Raw genomic sequence first — 13,372 nt, 5'->3', positions numbered from 1 at the left:
TGTTTATATTTATCACGAATAAAGTTTTTATGGGATTTAAATAGAGGGTTTATGCTAAAAAATATTTAGGATAAAAAGCAAGCAGGATAAATCACAAGGAATATCAACCTTGTGAAATGGTGTATAAAAACACACCTCAACATTAGAAATACATCTAGAATTAAGTTTACACTCATGACAAATGAATATTCACCGGCGCATCACCGCAATGATGAAACCTTATCCATTCGTTATGTTAACAGTTATTCCTCCTGTCTGGCAGATAACAGTTTTAACTATTTAAAAATAACATGACCCTAGTCAAGATCTTTATAATTTCATGTCTATAAAAACCCCTTATTCAGTCACCCATTATGACTTTATTGTTAATTTTTTATTTACCTCCCATGGATGATCACCGAATTCAACCTGTTTTTATCATGGCCAAACCGAGATGAGGCTTTAGCTCTGGCTGCGAGTAAGTCGGTTTTTCATGCTTTCTTTCAGGTATCCAGATACGTGAGCACACTTTCTCCAATAGGGATTTATTGTGGCTGAAAACAATTAATCCTAACGGGCGGCGAGCAGCCTCCTCCAATAAAACTTGCCAAATTTGGGCTTGAATATGGGCATCCAATTGCGCGGTGACTTCATCGGCAATCAAATAACGGGTTCGAGGATCCAAAGCTCTCAACAGAGCAATGCGGGCTAATTCCCCGCCAGATAATTCATCAGGCCGCCGTTTTAGCCAAACCGGATTAACCGCCATTCGCTCAAGCCACTGTGCATCAGGCCGCCAGGCATCATGCAAACTCTCACCAGTTGTCCGATAAGGATTGAAGCTTTGTTCAGGATGCTGAGGTACTAATTGAACAGGGCAGTAGCCCTTTTTAGCCAGTGGCGCGCCATTGATTAAAATTTGCCCTGACATTGCCGATTGCCATTGTGCCAACACTCGCCCCAAGGTGGTTTTACCAAAACCACTGGGTGCTGAAATCCCCAATCGCTCACCCGGTTTCAACGAAAATGAGACCGAATCCCACAGCCGTTTCCCCCCTTGCTCAATAGTCAGATGGTCGACACTAAACATATTCTGCCACCTCCGCTGGCGATATCGGCTGGCTGACAAATTGCTGCTCCGGCAATGCCGCCCATAGTGATTGCAACCACGGGCTACCGCCGTTATTTTTCAGCTCATCGGCACTCAATGTTTCGTGCAATTCGCCTTTATGTAACACCGCAATTTTATCGGCAAACCGCGCAGCCAGCGCCAAATCATGAGTGACCCATAAAATACCCCGCCCTTGCTGGCAAAAAGCGCGCAAATGGGTCAGTAGCTGGCAGGCGTGCTCATCATCCAGCCATGAAGTCACTTCATCAGCCAGAATATAGCGAGCATGGGTCAGAGTTGCACAGCTGGTCAGCACACGTTTTGCCATACCGCCGGAGAGCTGACGCGGAAAGTCATGTATCAACCCCGGTGCGAGATTATAGGTTTGTAATTGCATCGCGACATCTTCCAGCCGCAGTTTTACGCCACTGAGTTGTGCGGCACGGGTCATTTGCGACCCCACTTTTATCAGGGGGTTCAAGGCACTAACTCCTTGAGGTACATAACATAATGTTTTGCCGCGCCGCTCAATTTTGTCTTGCGCGCACAAAACTTCCCCATCCAGAATAATCTCGCCACGGCAACGCATGTTTTCTGGCAGCAACCCCAGCGCACTTTGCAATAGCAGACTTTTACCCTCACCACTGCCGCCGACAAGCGCGACTAACTCCCCTGGATTCACCTCCAAAGAAATGTGACTCAGTAAAGGATGCCAGCTTTTTCGACCAAGCCAACGATAATGAGCAACATCAATGGCAAATTTTGAAAATCTCAACATCAGGCTATCCTCACCCAGAGTTGTTGCAGTGATCGGGCAAACTGGTCAAATATCAGTACCAATCCGACCAAAATCAGGCCAGGGAAAAATGCCAGCCACCATGCTCCACTACTCAGGTAACGAAGTGCATCAGCCAATAAAATCCCCAACGACGGCTCATGAGGTGACAACCCAAACCCCAGGAAACTGAGTGCCGCGCTGTGTAACACCGCATGGGGGAACATCAGCAGTGTACCTACAATCCATTGCGGCAGTAATAACGGTAGCAGATGATGACGCCAACGGTAGAAATTACTGTTACCTAAACGATGTGACAGCATGACATAGTCAGTTTCACGAATACGCAAAATCTCGGCACGCAAAATCAAGGCCAGTTTCGGCCAGTGGGTTAATGCCACCGCCAAAATAACGCCGTGCTTCCCTCCCCCTAAAGTGAAACAAATCAGCACCAATAACAGTAAATGCGGCAAGGCCAACATACTGTCAACCAATCCACGAATCAGATAATCCAGTGTTTTATTTATTGAACATAAACTGGCAGTGATCATCGCCAACAAGCCGCTGGCAAAGGCAGCAATCAAGCCAATTTGCAGGCTAGTGGTCATTCCCTGAAAACAGCGCAACCACAGGTCACGGCCTAAGCTGTCGGTTCCAAACCAATAGGCCGTTGATGGCGGCTGGCGACGGGCCATTAAATCCATTGGAATTTCAATAGGATATACCGCCCAGCCATAGATAATTAAAATGGCTAATAGCGCCAATGAAACAAAAAGCCGAAATAAAGCTCGGTTTGGGTTATAAGTCATAATTGCCGCGCAGCCCCCCTATTCAAGCGGTGTAACAGGGCATTGGCAATGCTGTTCCCGCAAAAGACCAAGATGGCGCAAAACATCACAATCCCCATCAATAACGGAATATCGCCGTGTAACCCGGCATCAATGGTCGCCTGCCCTAACCCTGGGTAGGCAAAGACTTTCTCTGCTAATAAAGAACCGCCCAATAATTCACCTACCGAGGCAAATTGCAGACACAGCGCCGGGGTAATGGCATGGCGCAAAATATGGAAATTGACTAAGGGCCAGCCTTTATCCCCTTGCGCTTGGGCATAGCGGATAAACTCGCTGTTCATCACTTCGGCCACTTTGGCGCGGGTATGTAGCGCAATATTACCAACCCCCAATAATCCTAAGGCCAACATCGGCAAAATAAGATGGTGCAGTTTGTCACTCCAACTGGCGGTTTCCGCGCTACTCCCTGGGGTCCATGCACAGCAAATGGGCGCCCAATGCAGTTTCACTGCAAATAATGACAACAGTAATAAACCAATCCAGAAAGTGGGTAATGAGGCTAATAAATAGGACAAACTTGAAATCACACGATCCGGCCAGCGGTTAAGGTAGCGCCCTGCCGTCAGCCCCATCAATAGCCCGACAATGCCGGAGAATAACCAAGCCGAGAATAGCAATGCGAACGAGGTAGCAAAACGCTCGCCGATGACTTGTGAAACCGGCGCGTTGTACAGCATTGAATAACCAAAATCTCCCTGTAATACTTGAGTAAACCAGTGCAGGAAACGCTGCCACAAAGGTAAATCCAGCCCCCAACGTGCAGCAATCAGTGGATACTGCTCCGGTGGAACATGCAGCAAATCACTGCCAATATAGGCGCGGATGGGGTCAACTGGGGAGAAACTCAGTAACGTAAAGGTGCCTACTGCCGTGACCAGCAGCAGGCAAGCTAAACGCAGAGTAAATAGCGAAAACCCTTTCATTACTGACAGGTCCATTTCCAGCTATCGAGACTATTAAGCAGCGACCACGAGCCGTGAATTTCCGGCGCGCCCTTGCCTAAATCGACACATTTATTCGCCAGATAAGTATGCTGAATATTCAGTAACCATGCCCATGCCGCATCGCCACGAATACCGGCACCGGTCGTCCCGTCCCAATCCACTTGTTGCCAGAACGGCACGGCTTGCTGCCAGGTTGGGGCATCCAGCGCTTGTTGCAGATGTTTATCCACCACTGGGTTCTGATAGTAGCCAGGATTATAATATTCCACCCCCGCCGCTTTGCTGCTGTAATGATGGTAAAGCTCCATCGGGTCGAGGCTTCCCCAACCAAACAGCGTAGGGTTGGCATGCATATTCCGTTCTACGGTTTCCCAACTACCGGATTTCAAATCAACCTCAATACCGATAGGTTTGAGCATGGAACGTATTGCCTGCGCTAAGTCGCGGCGAGTGGTATCCCCGCTGGTATACCAAAGTGTGATTTTGGCCGGGACGCCATTTTTCTCTCTGATACCCGCACTGTTTAGCGTCCAGCCAGCTTGCTCCAATATCTGTTTGGCTGTTTCAATATCACCGTCTTTGATGGCGGAATCCGGATTATTCCATGGCAAACCCTGCACGCCGGTATAGGCGGGGATTGCATGACCCTCCATGATTTGGTCAGCCAACAGTTGGCGGTTGATGGCATAGTTAATGGCACGGCGAATCGCAACATCCGCAGTGACATCATTCCCAATCGGATAACCCTGTGCATCCTTTTTACCTGCCGGAAGGGTCGGGAATACGATGCCCCGGTTTTCTACACTCGGCCTGACCCATAACTTCATATTATTAACCGGGCCAACCGCCATGGATGGAGGAATACGGACGACACCTAACTGCCCACTTTGGGCCGCAGCAAAAGCGCTGTCCTCATCAAGAAAGACAAAAATCAGCTTATCGAAATCATTTTTGTTACCCGCATAATAAGGGTTCGCTTCGACAATCATTTGTTGGCCCGGCTGGAAGCTCACCAGGCGGTAGGGGCCAGCACCAATAGGTTTTTGTGCATAGGTTTTTGCATCGTATTTATCCGCTGAAACAATCCCCAGTGAACCCAAAACATTCACAAAGGTACTTTGTGGCGCTTTCAGTTGAATACGAACATTAAGAGGGTCAATTTCTTCTGCGCTGAGGAAGTTACCCATATCAACTTTGCCGCCGCTGGCCGCCGCATTGTTGTAAGTAAACACCACATCTTTGGCTGTCAGAGGTGAACCGTCGGAGAATTTGAGGTCAGGTTTAAGTGTCAGAGTCCAGGTTTTGCCGTCATCACTGGTTTTATAGTCATTCAGCAAAAAGCTATTCCAGCTGAGATCTTCATTTTGTTTGAGTAAAGGGCTATGCAGCAGCAGATAACTCCCATGGCTCCAGCCGAGCATGGGGTCAAAACCTTCAGTCGGCTCATCACCGATAGCCAATTGTAGTGTGTGAGTTGTGGCACTCACTGGAACAGAAAAAGCACTTAATAAAGCCGCTGTCAGCAAGGTATTTCGGAGCCATAGACGTTTAGACATGAATCATCCTTTGATAAATTAGCTAGCGAATATAGGGCGTTGCCTGTCAGACAAAGATTCAACAAGTAATTAAGCGTAGCACTAAACATTAATATGGGTAATGCACATATTAATTAGCATTAATGACTAATTTTCACCTCATTTATTGGTGTATTAAAGTATTTATGTGACAAATATCAGGTTTAGATGAGGGAAATCAAAAAAAACCAAGGCAGAAATAAAATGTATTATAAATAAAATTGATCTACATCTATAAAAGTCACAAAAAATAGTGAGATCAAAAGGGTATGTACTCGAGTCTCCCCGTAATTCGTTCGGATTAATCTGTCCGTAATAAATATTAACGTAATGAAACTATTTAATAGTGACTCATATTAAAAAACTTAATATGGCGCGAATATATTGAGTTCAGAGTCATTGATAGAAAAACTTACTGTGGAGTTTGATATGTCATTTCGTAAAAATAATCACTAAATGGCAGTTCATAAATAGCATGGGTACTTTCCAGTAGCGGAGGCAAGACCCTCAACTCGCAGCGTATCGAGTCTTCAGTGGGATATTCGCGCTGGCAATAACCCCTAGGGCTATCAATAAAACCCATTTTTGGGGTGCGTTTGAGCAGCAAAACTTTCCCTTCGCTAACATTCGCCTGAGGTTCAATGAAAAAGAAGCTGAATTGTGATACCAGTGCAGTGATGCTAATTGCCACCACGACCACCCACAGATAAACAGAGCGCATACAGAATTCCCGTAATCAACCAAACCGCGACTACTCTACCAGCTACCTCATAATGAGTGCCAAGAATAATCGCGATTCACAGGAAAGAGAGACAAACTCAAAGATGACAGTTTAAATATTCGAAATAATAAAAAAGCCACATTCAACTAAGAACGTGGCTTTCTATTACAGCGAAACCTGTATTACAGCAGTGTAAATTACAGTGCGATTACGTTTACAGCTGAAGGGCCTTTCTGGCCTTGCTCGATGCTGAACTCTACGTTCTGGCCTTCATCAAGAGTTTTATAATCAGTACCTTGGATTGCAGAGAAATGTACGAATACATCTTTGCTACCGTCTGCAGGAGAAATAAAACCAAAACCTTTACCTGCATCAAACCATTTTACTAAACCAGTCATTTTATTAGACATAGAGATACTTCCTTCATAATTTTGTGCCAATACGTGGCAATTGAGGTCTGTTCATCAAGAGTTACTTATGGGGGCACTAAAGAAGGAAATTCGTCGGAGAAGTGATGTCTAAAAATATCGCTTTAACTAGGAACTGCTTTACTTAAATGGCTTACATAAATAGGTCTGTGCTACAAACCGATGAGGGTATTAACGCATGCTAAGATATTAATAGCAAGGCTTATTTATTTCGTGGATTAATGAAAGATTAAAAAAAATTGTGATAAAACATCACAGTTATGTTGCTAATACCTGCAATGAAAGACACATTCTAGCGGGTGAGGTTATGCTCAGATTTCGCTATACTGCCACTGAAAATCGGAAGCCGTCATAAAGGAAAAGCAATGACAATGCGTGAGATTGAAACCAAGTTTCTTAATGCAATGAGTGAGTTGCAGTCAACTTTTGAGAAGCAACATCAGACATGGCAGGCAAGTTACAACGCGCTGCAACATGAGCTGGAGCAGTCAAAAGCGCGGGAAACAGCATTGCGTGCTAAAAATGACATGCTACTGAGAAAGCTTAACACCGCGAATACCTTGCCCGAGCAACATTCTCTGGTCAGGCAGATCAAAATGCTGGGTGCTCACTTGGATGCCCTAGCGAAAGATGCCGCCGCGTTTAATCACCATCTGAATAATCAGCAGAAAAATAGTGATAACTTCAGTGGCGATAATCAGTAATCACTTCGTTGATTTATCGAGGACAGCGATTTAACAGCCAGATAATTTTACGTTGTCAACTTCACCTTTTATGGCGCAAAGAAACACTACATGACGTGGATAATTATTGCTGTTTTAATCGTGGTTTTTATTGTGGGTTATCGTGTAATGACCTCAGATACCCGCAAAGCCGTGGATACACTGGCTAATTTACTGAAGATAAAACCAATTTATATTGAGTCAATGCTGCAAGAAATGGGGCAGCGCCAAACACAAATGTTTATTCGCTCCACCAGCAATGGTTATGCCGAAGATGTCAGAAAGGCGGCTTATCTGGTCTTTATCTACCAAACCTTTATCAAAGATCCTTCCGACGAAAATGTGATGCAATGGCGAACTACGCTGGTGCGCTCGCATATTTCCCCCATGCTAACGGCCGAGCATACTGAAGCGGCTTTGTTCTATTTTGCTGAGCTGGATTTGGATGCCTTTGAATTAGCGCAATTTCGCCGCAATTATAATCTGCAATTTAACCAAGAAGCAGACGCCGTGCTGCATTGATGATGGCATTACGGCGCGCTGAAATAGAGTACGGCAAGAATAGGATAGTTTACGGGAACATACTGTTCAGGTAGCGCAATAACATTTCTCTTGAGCTAAAACCGTGGGCAATACCGTAGCGATCTTCTGTTTCCCCAGCAAGATAAAGTGGAAATTCGAGATACTTATCACTGATACGAAGTGTTGCCGTGGGTGTGGCAAACAACAAACTTTTCTCTTTTTGCGCTGGGTGGATAATCAACGCTGTCCTGCCCATGCGAGCTTCCCGGTTGACATAAACGTAATGCTCCGCTTTCCGATAACCGTAAGCCTGATCAACCGTATAATCCCGCACAAAGCCGGCATTCTCCAAGACTCTAGCCACTTCATCTGGCCGTAAATACATGTATCTTCCCTCTTTTTAACTACTATTGAGCGACCTTACCGTAATAAATAAGGGAAACCACGTCTTTATTGGCTCAAACCGACTATTTCAGAATAGTCTACATGCCATCGAGCCGGATGGCGTTATCTTGGCGCTGTTGTTGCTGTAACCCAAATGGTTATGGACAAAACTGGGCAATACCGCCAGCGGCAGGCCAATAGTCAGATAACAAACGAAAGTAAAAATAACAATCGAAAGGATACGTTTATTGATTTGGCGAGTGCTAAGTGGCGCACTATTCACCACCGCAGGGGCTGAATCAGCAGACATAAACAGGGCTCAAACAAATAAGAAAGTGATCTCACCATACGCCGATAAACGAGCGGGCTAAATCAGATATGTATAAGAAAATATTATTACTTATTTTTCCACACCAACTGGCCCCACCTGTTCACGCCACAGTGACGGAGTCATACCCTTCACTCGCATAAACTCACGATTGAAGTTGGATTTGGTTTGAAACCCGGCCTGCAACATAATATCGATCACCGGTAGCGCGGTGGTAACTAATAACTGTGCTGCCCGTTCAATACGCAACTGATTGACATATTGCGAGACATTTTGCCCCGTTTGCTGATTAATCGCCTGTGATACTTTGCGCGCAGGTACCCCGACTTTACGGGCCAATTTAGATAAATTAAGTTGGCTGTCCAGATACAGATTATGGTGTGTTAAGGTCGATATAATAATAGAGAACAATTCATCCAGCGGTTCGCTCGGCGGTGTATCACTCTTCAGTCGCTCAGTCATCGGTTCTTCACGATGGGCGCTGGTGAGCAGCGTATAGCACATGACCAACGTAATCAGTAAATTACTGACACTGACTATCAGCCCTGCCTGGTTCCCGGCAAAAAAGGCATAATCCACACTGATAATTATGTCGCCCAGCCCCGAGCCGATCAACATAAGCGCCATCAATAGCCATAAACGGTAACTGAGCCAACTTTTTTCTAGCGAAACCTGTTGCAGACGATCTTCGCCGGCGCGCAAATAAAGCAGTACCGCCGCGCCATATGACAAATAGCTGATAATCACGATGGCATCGAGCCACTGGGGCACCAGCCAGACACAAATCGCCGTGCCGATAGGCGCTAAACCCTGTTTCCAGCCTTGGCCAAATGCCATATTCCCTTGTGCGGTACTTAATAAAGCCAAATAGATCAATGGCGGGATAGTCATGGCCACAATAGGTTGCAAGCCATTAAACAGGGCTATCTGATAACCGTAGCGCAACCCAATCAGCGCACTTTGTAGTGCACAAACCAGCAATAACAGCAGCAGGAAAACCCCCTGCCGACCACTTTTAATCAAATAAAAAAACAAGCCACAACATAATAGGGACAACAGAAAAGAGACCGGGATCAGCGGCATACCTTGCCTTAACAAATAAATATCGTGAATAGCTGTTTTGCAGTGTAGACAGCCAGATGATTCAAAACAAGCAGGATCAGGGACTGGATCATGATCGAGGTCGCAGGCAAATTGATGCGCCACTAAGCTCATGGGAAACCCAATCAATCAAGGTGTTGCACAATGAGAAAGCTTTTTTTGTTCCTCGGTTTACAGCTGCTTTTCCCCCTCAGCAGTTATGGCTGGCAAACCGCAATAACCCAAGTTTCATTCAATGATGTTCATCGCCAGCGCCAACTTGATAGCGTGATTTACTACCCCACAAGCGAGCAGGGAAAACCCCAACAACTGGGGGATAATACCGTTTTCCGTGGTATTTCTGTTTTACCCGACGCCCCCCTTGCTAAGGGACAGTTCCCATTATTGATACTCAGCCATGGCAGCGGCGGTAACAATGCCAGTCTGGCATGGTTGGCAGATAAGTTGGTGCAGCAAGGTATGGTGGTAGTCGCCGCCAATCATCCGGGTAGCACCACCGGTGATTCACTCCCAGAGCAATCGGTTCAAGTATGGCTGCAAACTGAAGACATCTCTTTTATCATCAATGCATTGCTGTCAGATCCGCACTGGAAAGCTACATTGGATAAACAGCCCATCGGGGTAATAGGTCATTCCAAAGGGGGTTACAGCGCTATCGCGGCATTGGGAGCAACACTTTCACTGCCACGTTTTATTGCTGCTTGCCAACAACAACCTGAGCAACCTAATTGCCAGTTTTATACCCGCGCCGGGGTAAAATTAGACCCGTTATCTGCTGAAAAATTTGAAGGGAATTATGCAGATAAACGCCTGAGTTTCGCGATTGCCCTAGACCCCGGTATGATCCCTTTTTATCAAAACAGCAGTTTGCGGCATTTGAACGCCCCATTGCTATTAATTAACGCCCAGTATTTTATTACCCCCAATGAGTCACTGAGTCTGGGCGGCGAAAAATGGGTAAAACAACTGAATCAACCGGCGGTGACCACTGTGACGTTAGCCAATAGCGGGCATTTTGATTTCCTACCGCTATGTAAACCGGCGGCTGTCGCTATCCTGGCAGAGGAAGAAGAGGCTTTTATCTGTGCGACACCGACCATTGAACGGGAAAAATTGCATCAACAAACCGTCCAGAAAATCATAGCCTACCTGTATCGGCAGCATATTTTACATTGATGTCAAATGACAGAATCGGTGAGAAACAGCGCACAGGCGAGTAATACACCACACAGAGTCATCACACTGAAAATCAGTTCGAACAGATAGCGATTGATCATGATGATTAGCCTATAAAAAAAGACACCCGGGATTAACCGGGTGTCTAGAATTGGCTCGACTGTGCGGGGCAGTGTCACCCGCATTCCGGCGTTATTATGCAGCTGGAGCAGTTACTGATTTTTTAGCGGCTTTATGGTGTTTTTTAGCGGCTTGTGCTTTTTGAGCGGGTGCTTTTTTCATATGTTTTTTAGCGGCCTGTGCTTTTTGAGCGGGTGCTTTCTTCACATGTTTTTTAGCGGCCTGTGCTTTTTGAACGGGTGCTTTTTTCTCGTGTTTCTTAGCGGCTTGTGCTTTTTGCTCGGTAGTTTGTTTAGTGGCTTTGTGTTTTTTATGATGAGTGGCTTTAGCTGGTGCAGCTTTTTCTGCAGCTGGAGCAGCAGCAGTAGTGCTGGTTGCAGCTGGTGCTGCTGTAGCGGCCGCAGTTGTTTCGGCAGCGAAAGCAACAGAAGACAGACCCATGGTTGCAGCAACGATCAGCGCTAATACTTTTTTCATTTTAAAATCCTCAGAGTTTGTTTCGCTAAGCCCCCGGTGGAGCCGTTGGAAGAATCATAGAGGAATGGATTTTTTCTTTCCGTGAGTGATTGGTTTCGCTGAGTAACCAAATGTACAAAGCATGTTCTTACTGTTTATTGCTTATTCGGATTACTCCTGAAGCTGATTGACCGGCGCTGTGATGGTCTACCCTTAATGTTCATCAAACAGAACGGAGAGTCAAATGTTCAGGAAATCAGAAAAAGTGGAAAGAGATCTCGATCAGGACGTGACCCTTCTGGCGGATACTCTCGACGATGTTTTGCGCTCATCAGGTGACAAAACAAAAGAGGAGCTCACCAAGGTGCGCCACAATGCTGAAGGAGTCTTACGCGATGCCCGAGCGCGTTTCAGCGGCTCGACCAGCTTGAAACAACATGCGCGTGATGTTGCCGGTAATGCCGATAATTATGTCCATAATAAACCTTGGCAAGGTGTCGGTATTGGTGCTGCTATAGGCTTGGTACTGGGTGTGCTGCTGGCTCGCCGCTGATATCTCTTTGCTGGCCGATAAACCCATAGCCCACAACCCTCATTACTGTGTCTATTGTGGTTTTGCTGTTTGTTTATCGGTGGCCCGGGTGATATTCACGGCGGGCCATGTTTTATAACGCCAACAGGGTTTTTATAACGTCGATATCTTATCCTCCCGCTAAAATCACCCTCGCCAGCTTGGCCACCTGCTTGTCGACCTCTGCTTCAGAAACAAAATTGGTAAACCCCATCAGCAGTGCATTATCCACCCGGCTGTTTCTTTCCAATGCCCAATCGGATACTGCTTCAATCGCCAACCCTTGGCGCTGCGCGCGCGCAGCAACCGTGCTGTCGGAAAAACGCCGATCCAACTGAGCCAACAATTGAATTCCGCCCGCCTGTTGTTCAACTTCTACCCCCCCCGCCAGTTGGCGCATTAGACTGGCTGCCAGCATTTCACGGCGCTCAGCGTACAAATGGCGCATACGTTTAAGATGGCGGTAAAAGTGCCCCTGATTCATAAACTCCGCCACACTGGCCTGTATCAGTGGCGGACTGGCACAGCTGCGCAGTTGGCAACGGTGATTAAAAACAGCCACCAGCTCAAGTGGCACCACCAGATAGGCCAGCCTTAGCGCAGGAAACATCACTTTACTGAATGTACCGGCATAAAGTACTCGCCCGTGTCTATCCAGGCTTTTCAATGGAGGAAGTGGCCGCCCCTGATAGCGAAACTCACTGTCATAATCATCCTCAACTATCCAAGATTGCTGTTGCTCTGCCCACTCCAGCAGAGCAATACGCCGCGCTAAACTGAGCGCCACACCCAGTGGGCTTTGATGCGCCGGAGTGATGATCGCGAAACGTGCATTTGGGCAATCATTGATTGCGGCCATCACATCCATACCATCACTGTCGACATTGACCGGGTGCGCAAAAAGCCCAGCCTCGCGGATCAATTGCTGAGTCGCGGGATATCCGGGGTTCTCCAGCCAACCGCGATCGCCCGGTTTCAATACCGTATTAATCACCAAATCCAGTACAGACTGATAACCCGAGCAAATAAATACCTGTTCAGGTTGGCAACTAAACCCCCGAGATAACTGCAAATAATGGGCGATTGCCTCACGTAAAGCCGGTAATCCGGCAGCGGGAGGGTGCCCGAGAGAGGTGGCGGTCAGGTTATGCAACTGTTTGCTCATCAGCCGCCCCCATTGCGCCCGCGGAAAAGCATCCAGCGCCGGTAGCCCCAGTTGGAAAGGCCGCGCCATCATACGGTCGGTGGATAAAGAATGATTAATCACTATGGGTTGTTCGTATGGCTCTACAATATTTAGGGGGAGCAGAGGTGCATCGAGTAATTGAGCAGAAACATAAGTCCCCCCCTGCCCGCGGCTTTGTAAAAAGCCTTCGGCAATTAATTGTGCATAGGCATTTTCCACTGTTCCCCGCGCCACGCCTACCTCGCTGGCCAGCACTCTCACTGAGGGCAAGCGCGTATCTGGCAGCAGTGTGCCCTGAACTATTGCATCTTTAATCCGCTGATAAATCTGCCGATATACCGGCTCTTTGTGTTGGCGATCCAGCTTAAACAGATGTGAAAACGCTTTCATCATGGCCCACTAAAATAAGTCATTTATGGCCCT

Annotated in this window: 15 protein-coding genes and 1 pseudogene; 4 read left to right on the top strand and 12 right to left on the bottom strand. The window is 46.8% G+C overall.

Annotated features, from left to right (window positions below; translation table 11 throughout):
- Nucleotides 1–403: 403 nt before the first annotated feature.
- The 7 genes from FTA91_RS07645 to cspE form a co-directional block, all read right to left on the bottom strand.
- The gene (locus tag FTA91_RS07645; RefSeq protein WP_145583143.1) at nt 404–1,069 is read right to left on the bottom strand and encodes an ATP-binding cassette domain-containing protein; all 666 of its coding nucleotides are present in this window, start codon (nt 1,067–1,069) and stop codon (nt 404–406) included.
- On the bottom strand, nt 1,062–1,868 hold the full coding sequence (locus FTA91_RS07640; RefSeq protein WP_050116075.1) for an ATP-binding cassette domain-containing protein: 807 nt from the start codon (nt 1,866–1,868) through the stop codon (nt 1,062–1,064). Before FTA91_RS07640 ends, FTA91_RS07645 begins: the two co-directional genes overlap by 8 nt.
- Nucleotides 1,868–2,674: an ABC transporter permease gene (locus FTA91_RS07635; protein WP_050116073.1), complete on the bottom strand. Its 807-nt coding sequence runs from the start codon at nt 2,672–2,674 to the stop codon at nt 1,868–1,870. The genes FTA91_RS07640 and FTA91_RS07635 overlap by 1 nt, the downstream gene beginning before the upstream one ends.
- Nucleotides 2,671–3,639 (bottom strand): ABC transporter permease, encoded by a 969-nt coding sequence (locus tag FTA91_RS07630; RefSeq protein WP_145583141.1) that lies wholly within the window; start codon nt 3,637–3,639, stop codon nt 2,671–2,673. The genes FTA91_RS07635 and FTA91_RS07630 overlap by 4 nt, the downstream gene beginning before the upstream one ends.
- On the bottom strand, nt 3,639–5,216 hold the full coding sequence (locus FTA91_RS07625; RefSeq protein ID WP_050116069.1) for an ABC transporter substrate-binding protein: 1,578 nt from the start codon (nt 5,214–5,216) through the stop codon (nt 3,639–3,641). The genes FTA91_RS07630 and FTA91_RS07625 overlap by 1 nt, the downstream gene beginning before the upstream one ends.
- Before the next feature lie 430 nt (nt 5,217–5,646).
- Nucleotides 5,647–5,955, bottom strand: coding sequence for a DNA-directed RNA polymerase subunit beta (locus tag FTA91_RS07620; protein WP_145536005.1), 309 nt, complete (start codon nt 5,953–5,955; stop codon nt 5,647–5,649).
- Between the two features lie 197 nt (nt 5,956–6,152).
- Nucleotides 6,153–6,365, bottom strand: coding sequence for a transcription antiterminator/RNA stability regulator CspE (gene cspE / locus FTA91_RS07615; RefSeq protein ID WP_145540583.1), 213 nt, complete (start codon nt 6,363–6,365; stop codon nt 6,153–6,155).
- 383 nt (nt 6,366–6,748) lie between these two features.
- Here cspE and FTA91_RS07610 point away from each other — a divergent pair, with 383 nt between their 5' ends.
- On the top strand, nt 6,749–7,087 hold the full coding sequence (locus tag FTA91_RS07610; protein WP_050116067.1) for an MbeD/MobD family mobilization/exclusion protein: 339 nt from the start codon (nt 6,749–6,751) through the stop codon (nt 7,085–7,087).
- A 90-nt stretch (nt 7,088–7,177) separates the two neighbouring features.
- Nucleotides 7,178–7,627, top strand: coding sequence for a DUF1198 domain-containing protein (locus FTA91_RS07605; protein WP_050116066.1), 450 nt, complete (start codon nt 7,178–7,180; stop codon nt 7,625–7,627).
- A 49-nt stretch (nt 7,628–7,676) separates the two neighbouring features.
- On the opposite strand, the gene FTA91_RS07600 is transcribed toward FTA91_RS07605, so the two are convergent.
- The 3 genes and pseudogenes from FTA91_RS07600 to FTA91_RS07590 form a co-directional block, all read right to left on the bottom strand.
- Complete coding sequence (locus tag FTA91_RS07600; RefSeq protein ID WP_050116065.1) at nt 7,677–8,012, bottom strand: DUF2002 family protein; 336 nt, start codon at nt 8,010–8,012, stop codon at nt 7,677–7,679.
- Nucleotides 8,013–8,150: 138 nt separating this feature from the next.
- A pseudogene (locus FTA91_RS07595) lies at nt 8,151–8,321 on the bottom strand (MFS transporter); the annotation flags it as partial.
- A 90-nt stretch (nt 8,322–8,411) separates the two neighbouring features.
- Nucleotides 8,412–9,422, bottom strand: a complete 1,011-nt coding sequence (locus FTA91_RS07590; protein WP_050116164.1) for a helix-turn-helix domain-containing protein — start codon at nt 9,420–9,422, stop codon at nt 8,412–8,414.
- A 162-nt stretch (nt 9,423–9,584) separates the two neighbouring features.
- On the opposite strand from FTA91_RS07590, the gene FTA91_RS07585 reads away from it, so the two are divergent.
- Nucleotides 9,585–10,616 (top strand): alpha/beta hydrolase family protein, encoded by a 1,032-nt coding sequence (locus FTA91_RS07585; protein WP_186377350.1) that lies wholly within the window; start codon nt 9,585–9,587, stop codon nt 10,614–10,616.
- Nucleotides 10,617–10,811: 195 nt separating this feature from the next.
- Here the strand turns inward: FTA91_RS07585 and asr are convergent, their stop codons facing one another.
- Entirely contained in the window at nt 10,812–11,213 is a 402-nt protein-coding gene (asr, locus tag FTA91_RS07580) for an acid resistance repetitive basic protein Asr (protein WP_145583139.1), read from the bottom strand.
- A gap of 223 nt (nt 11,214–11,436) precedes the next feature.
- Between asr and FTA91_RS07575 the strand changes: the two genes are divergently transcribed.
- Nucleotides 11,437–11,745: an ElaB/YgaM/YqjD family protein gene (locus FTA91_RS07575; RefSeq protein ID WP_050116060.1), complete on the top strand. Its 309-nt coding sequence runs from the start codon at nt 11,437–11,439 to the stop codon at nt 11,743–11,745.
- Nucleotides 11,746–11,893: 148 nt separating this feature from the next.
- Here the strand turns inward: FTA91_RS07575 and pdxR are convergent, their stop codons facing one another.
- Nucleotides 11,894–13,342 carry a MocR-like pyridoxine biosynthesis transcription factor PdxR gene (gene pdxR / locus FTA91_RS07570; RefSeq protein ID WP_145536004.1) on the bottom strand — a complete coding sequence of 483 codons (1,449 nt, stop codon included), beginning with the start codon at nt 13,340–13,342 and terminating at the stop codon, nt 11,894–11,896.
- Nucleotides 13,343–13,372: the final 30 nt, after the last annotated feature.

It is taken from the genome of Yersinia thracica, from assembly GCF_902170565.1.
Taxonomy (GTDB): Bacteria; Pseudomonadota; Gammaproteobacteria; order Enterobacterales; family Enterobacteriaceae; genus Yersinia; species Yersinia thracica.
The sequence above is the reverse complement of the archived record's forward strand: the minus strand, read 5'-3'. Positions and strand labels throughout refer to the sequence as shown.

Bases quoted from the DNA above. Each gene is read 5' to 3' on its own strand.
- FTA91_RS07645 (WP_145583143.1), bottom strand. From the start codon at position 1,069: ATGTTTAGTGTCGACCATCTGACTATTGAGCAAGGGGGGAAACGGCTG.
- FTA91_RS07640 (WP_050116075.1), bottom strand. From the start codon at position 1,868: ATGTTGAGATTTTCAAAATTTGCCATTGATGTTGCTCATTATCGTTGG.
- FTA91_RS07635 (WP_050116073.1), bottom strand. From the start codon at position 2,674: ATGACTTATAACCCAAACCGAGCTTTATTTCGGCTTTTTGTTTCATTG.
- FTA91_RS07630 (WP_145583141.1), bottom strand. From the start codon at position 3,639: ATGAAAGGGTTTTCGCTATTTACTCTGCGTTTAGCTTGCCTGCTGCTG.
- FTA91_RS07625 (WP_050116069.1), bottom strand. From the start codon at position 5,216: ATGTCTAAACGTCTATGGCTCCGAAATACCTTGCTGACAGCGGCTTTA.
- FTA91_RS07620 (WP_145536005.1), bottom strand. From the start codon at position 5,955: ATGCGCTCTGTTTATCTGTGGGTGGTCGTGGTGGCAATTAGCATCACT.
- cspE (WP_145540583.1), bottom strand. From the start codon at position 6,365: ATGTCTAATAAAATGACTGGTTTAGTAAAATGGTTTGATGCAGGTAAA.
- FTA91_RS07610 (WP_050116067.1), top strand. From the start codon at position 6,749: ATGACAATGCGTGAGATTGAAACCAAGTTTCTTAATGCAATGAGTGAG.
- FTA91_RS07605 (WP_050116066.1), top strand. From the start codon at position 7,178: ATGACGTGGATAATTATTGCTGTTTTAATCGTGGTTTTTATTGTGGGT.
- FTA91_RS07600 (WP_050116065.1), bottom strand. From the start codon at position 8,012: ATGTATTTACGGCCAGATGAAGTGGCTAGAGTCTTGGAGAATGCCGGC.
- FTA91_RS07590 (WP_050116164.1), bottom strand. From the start codon at position 9,422: ATGCCGCTGATCCCGGTCTCTTTTCTGTTGTCCCTATTATGTTGTGGC.
- FTA91_RS07585 (WP_186377350.1), top strand. From the start codon at position 9,585: ATGAGAAAGCTTTTTTTGTTCCTCGGTTTACAGCTGCTTTTCCCCCTC.
- asr (WP_145583139.1), bottom strand. From the start codon at position 11,213: ATGAAAAAAGTATTAGCGCTGATCGTTGCTGCAACCATGGGTCTGTCT.
- FTA91_RS07575 (WP_050116060.1), top strand. From the start codon at position 11,437: ATGTTCAGGAAATCAGAAAAAGTGGAAAGAGATCTCGATCAGGACGTG.
- pdxR (WP_145536004.1), bottom strand. From the start codon at position 13,342: ATGATGAAAGCGTTTTCACATCTGTTTAAGCTGGATCGCCAACACAAA.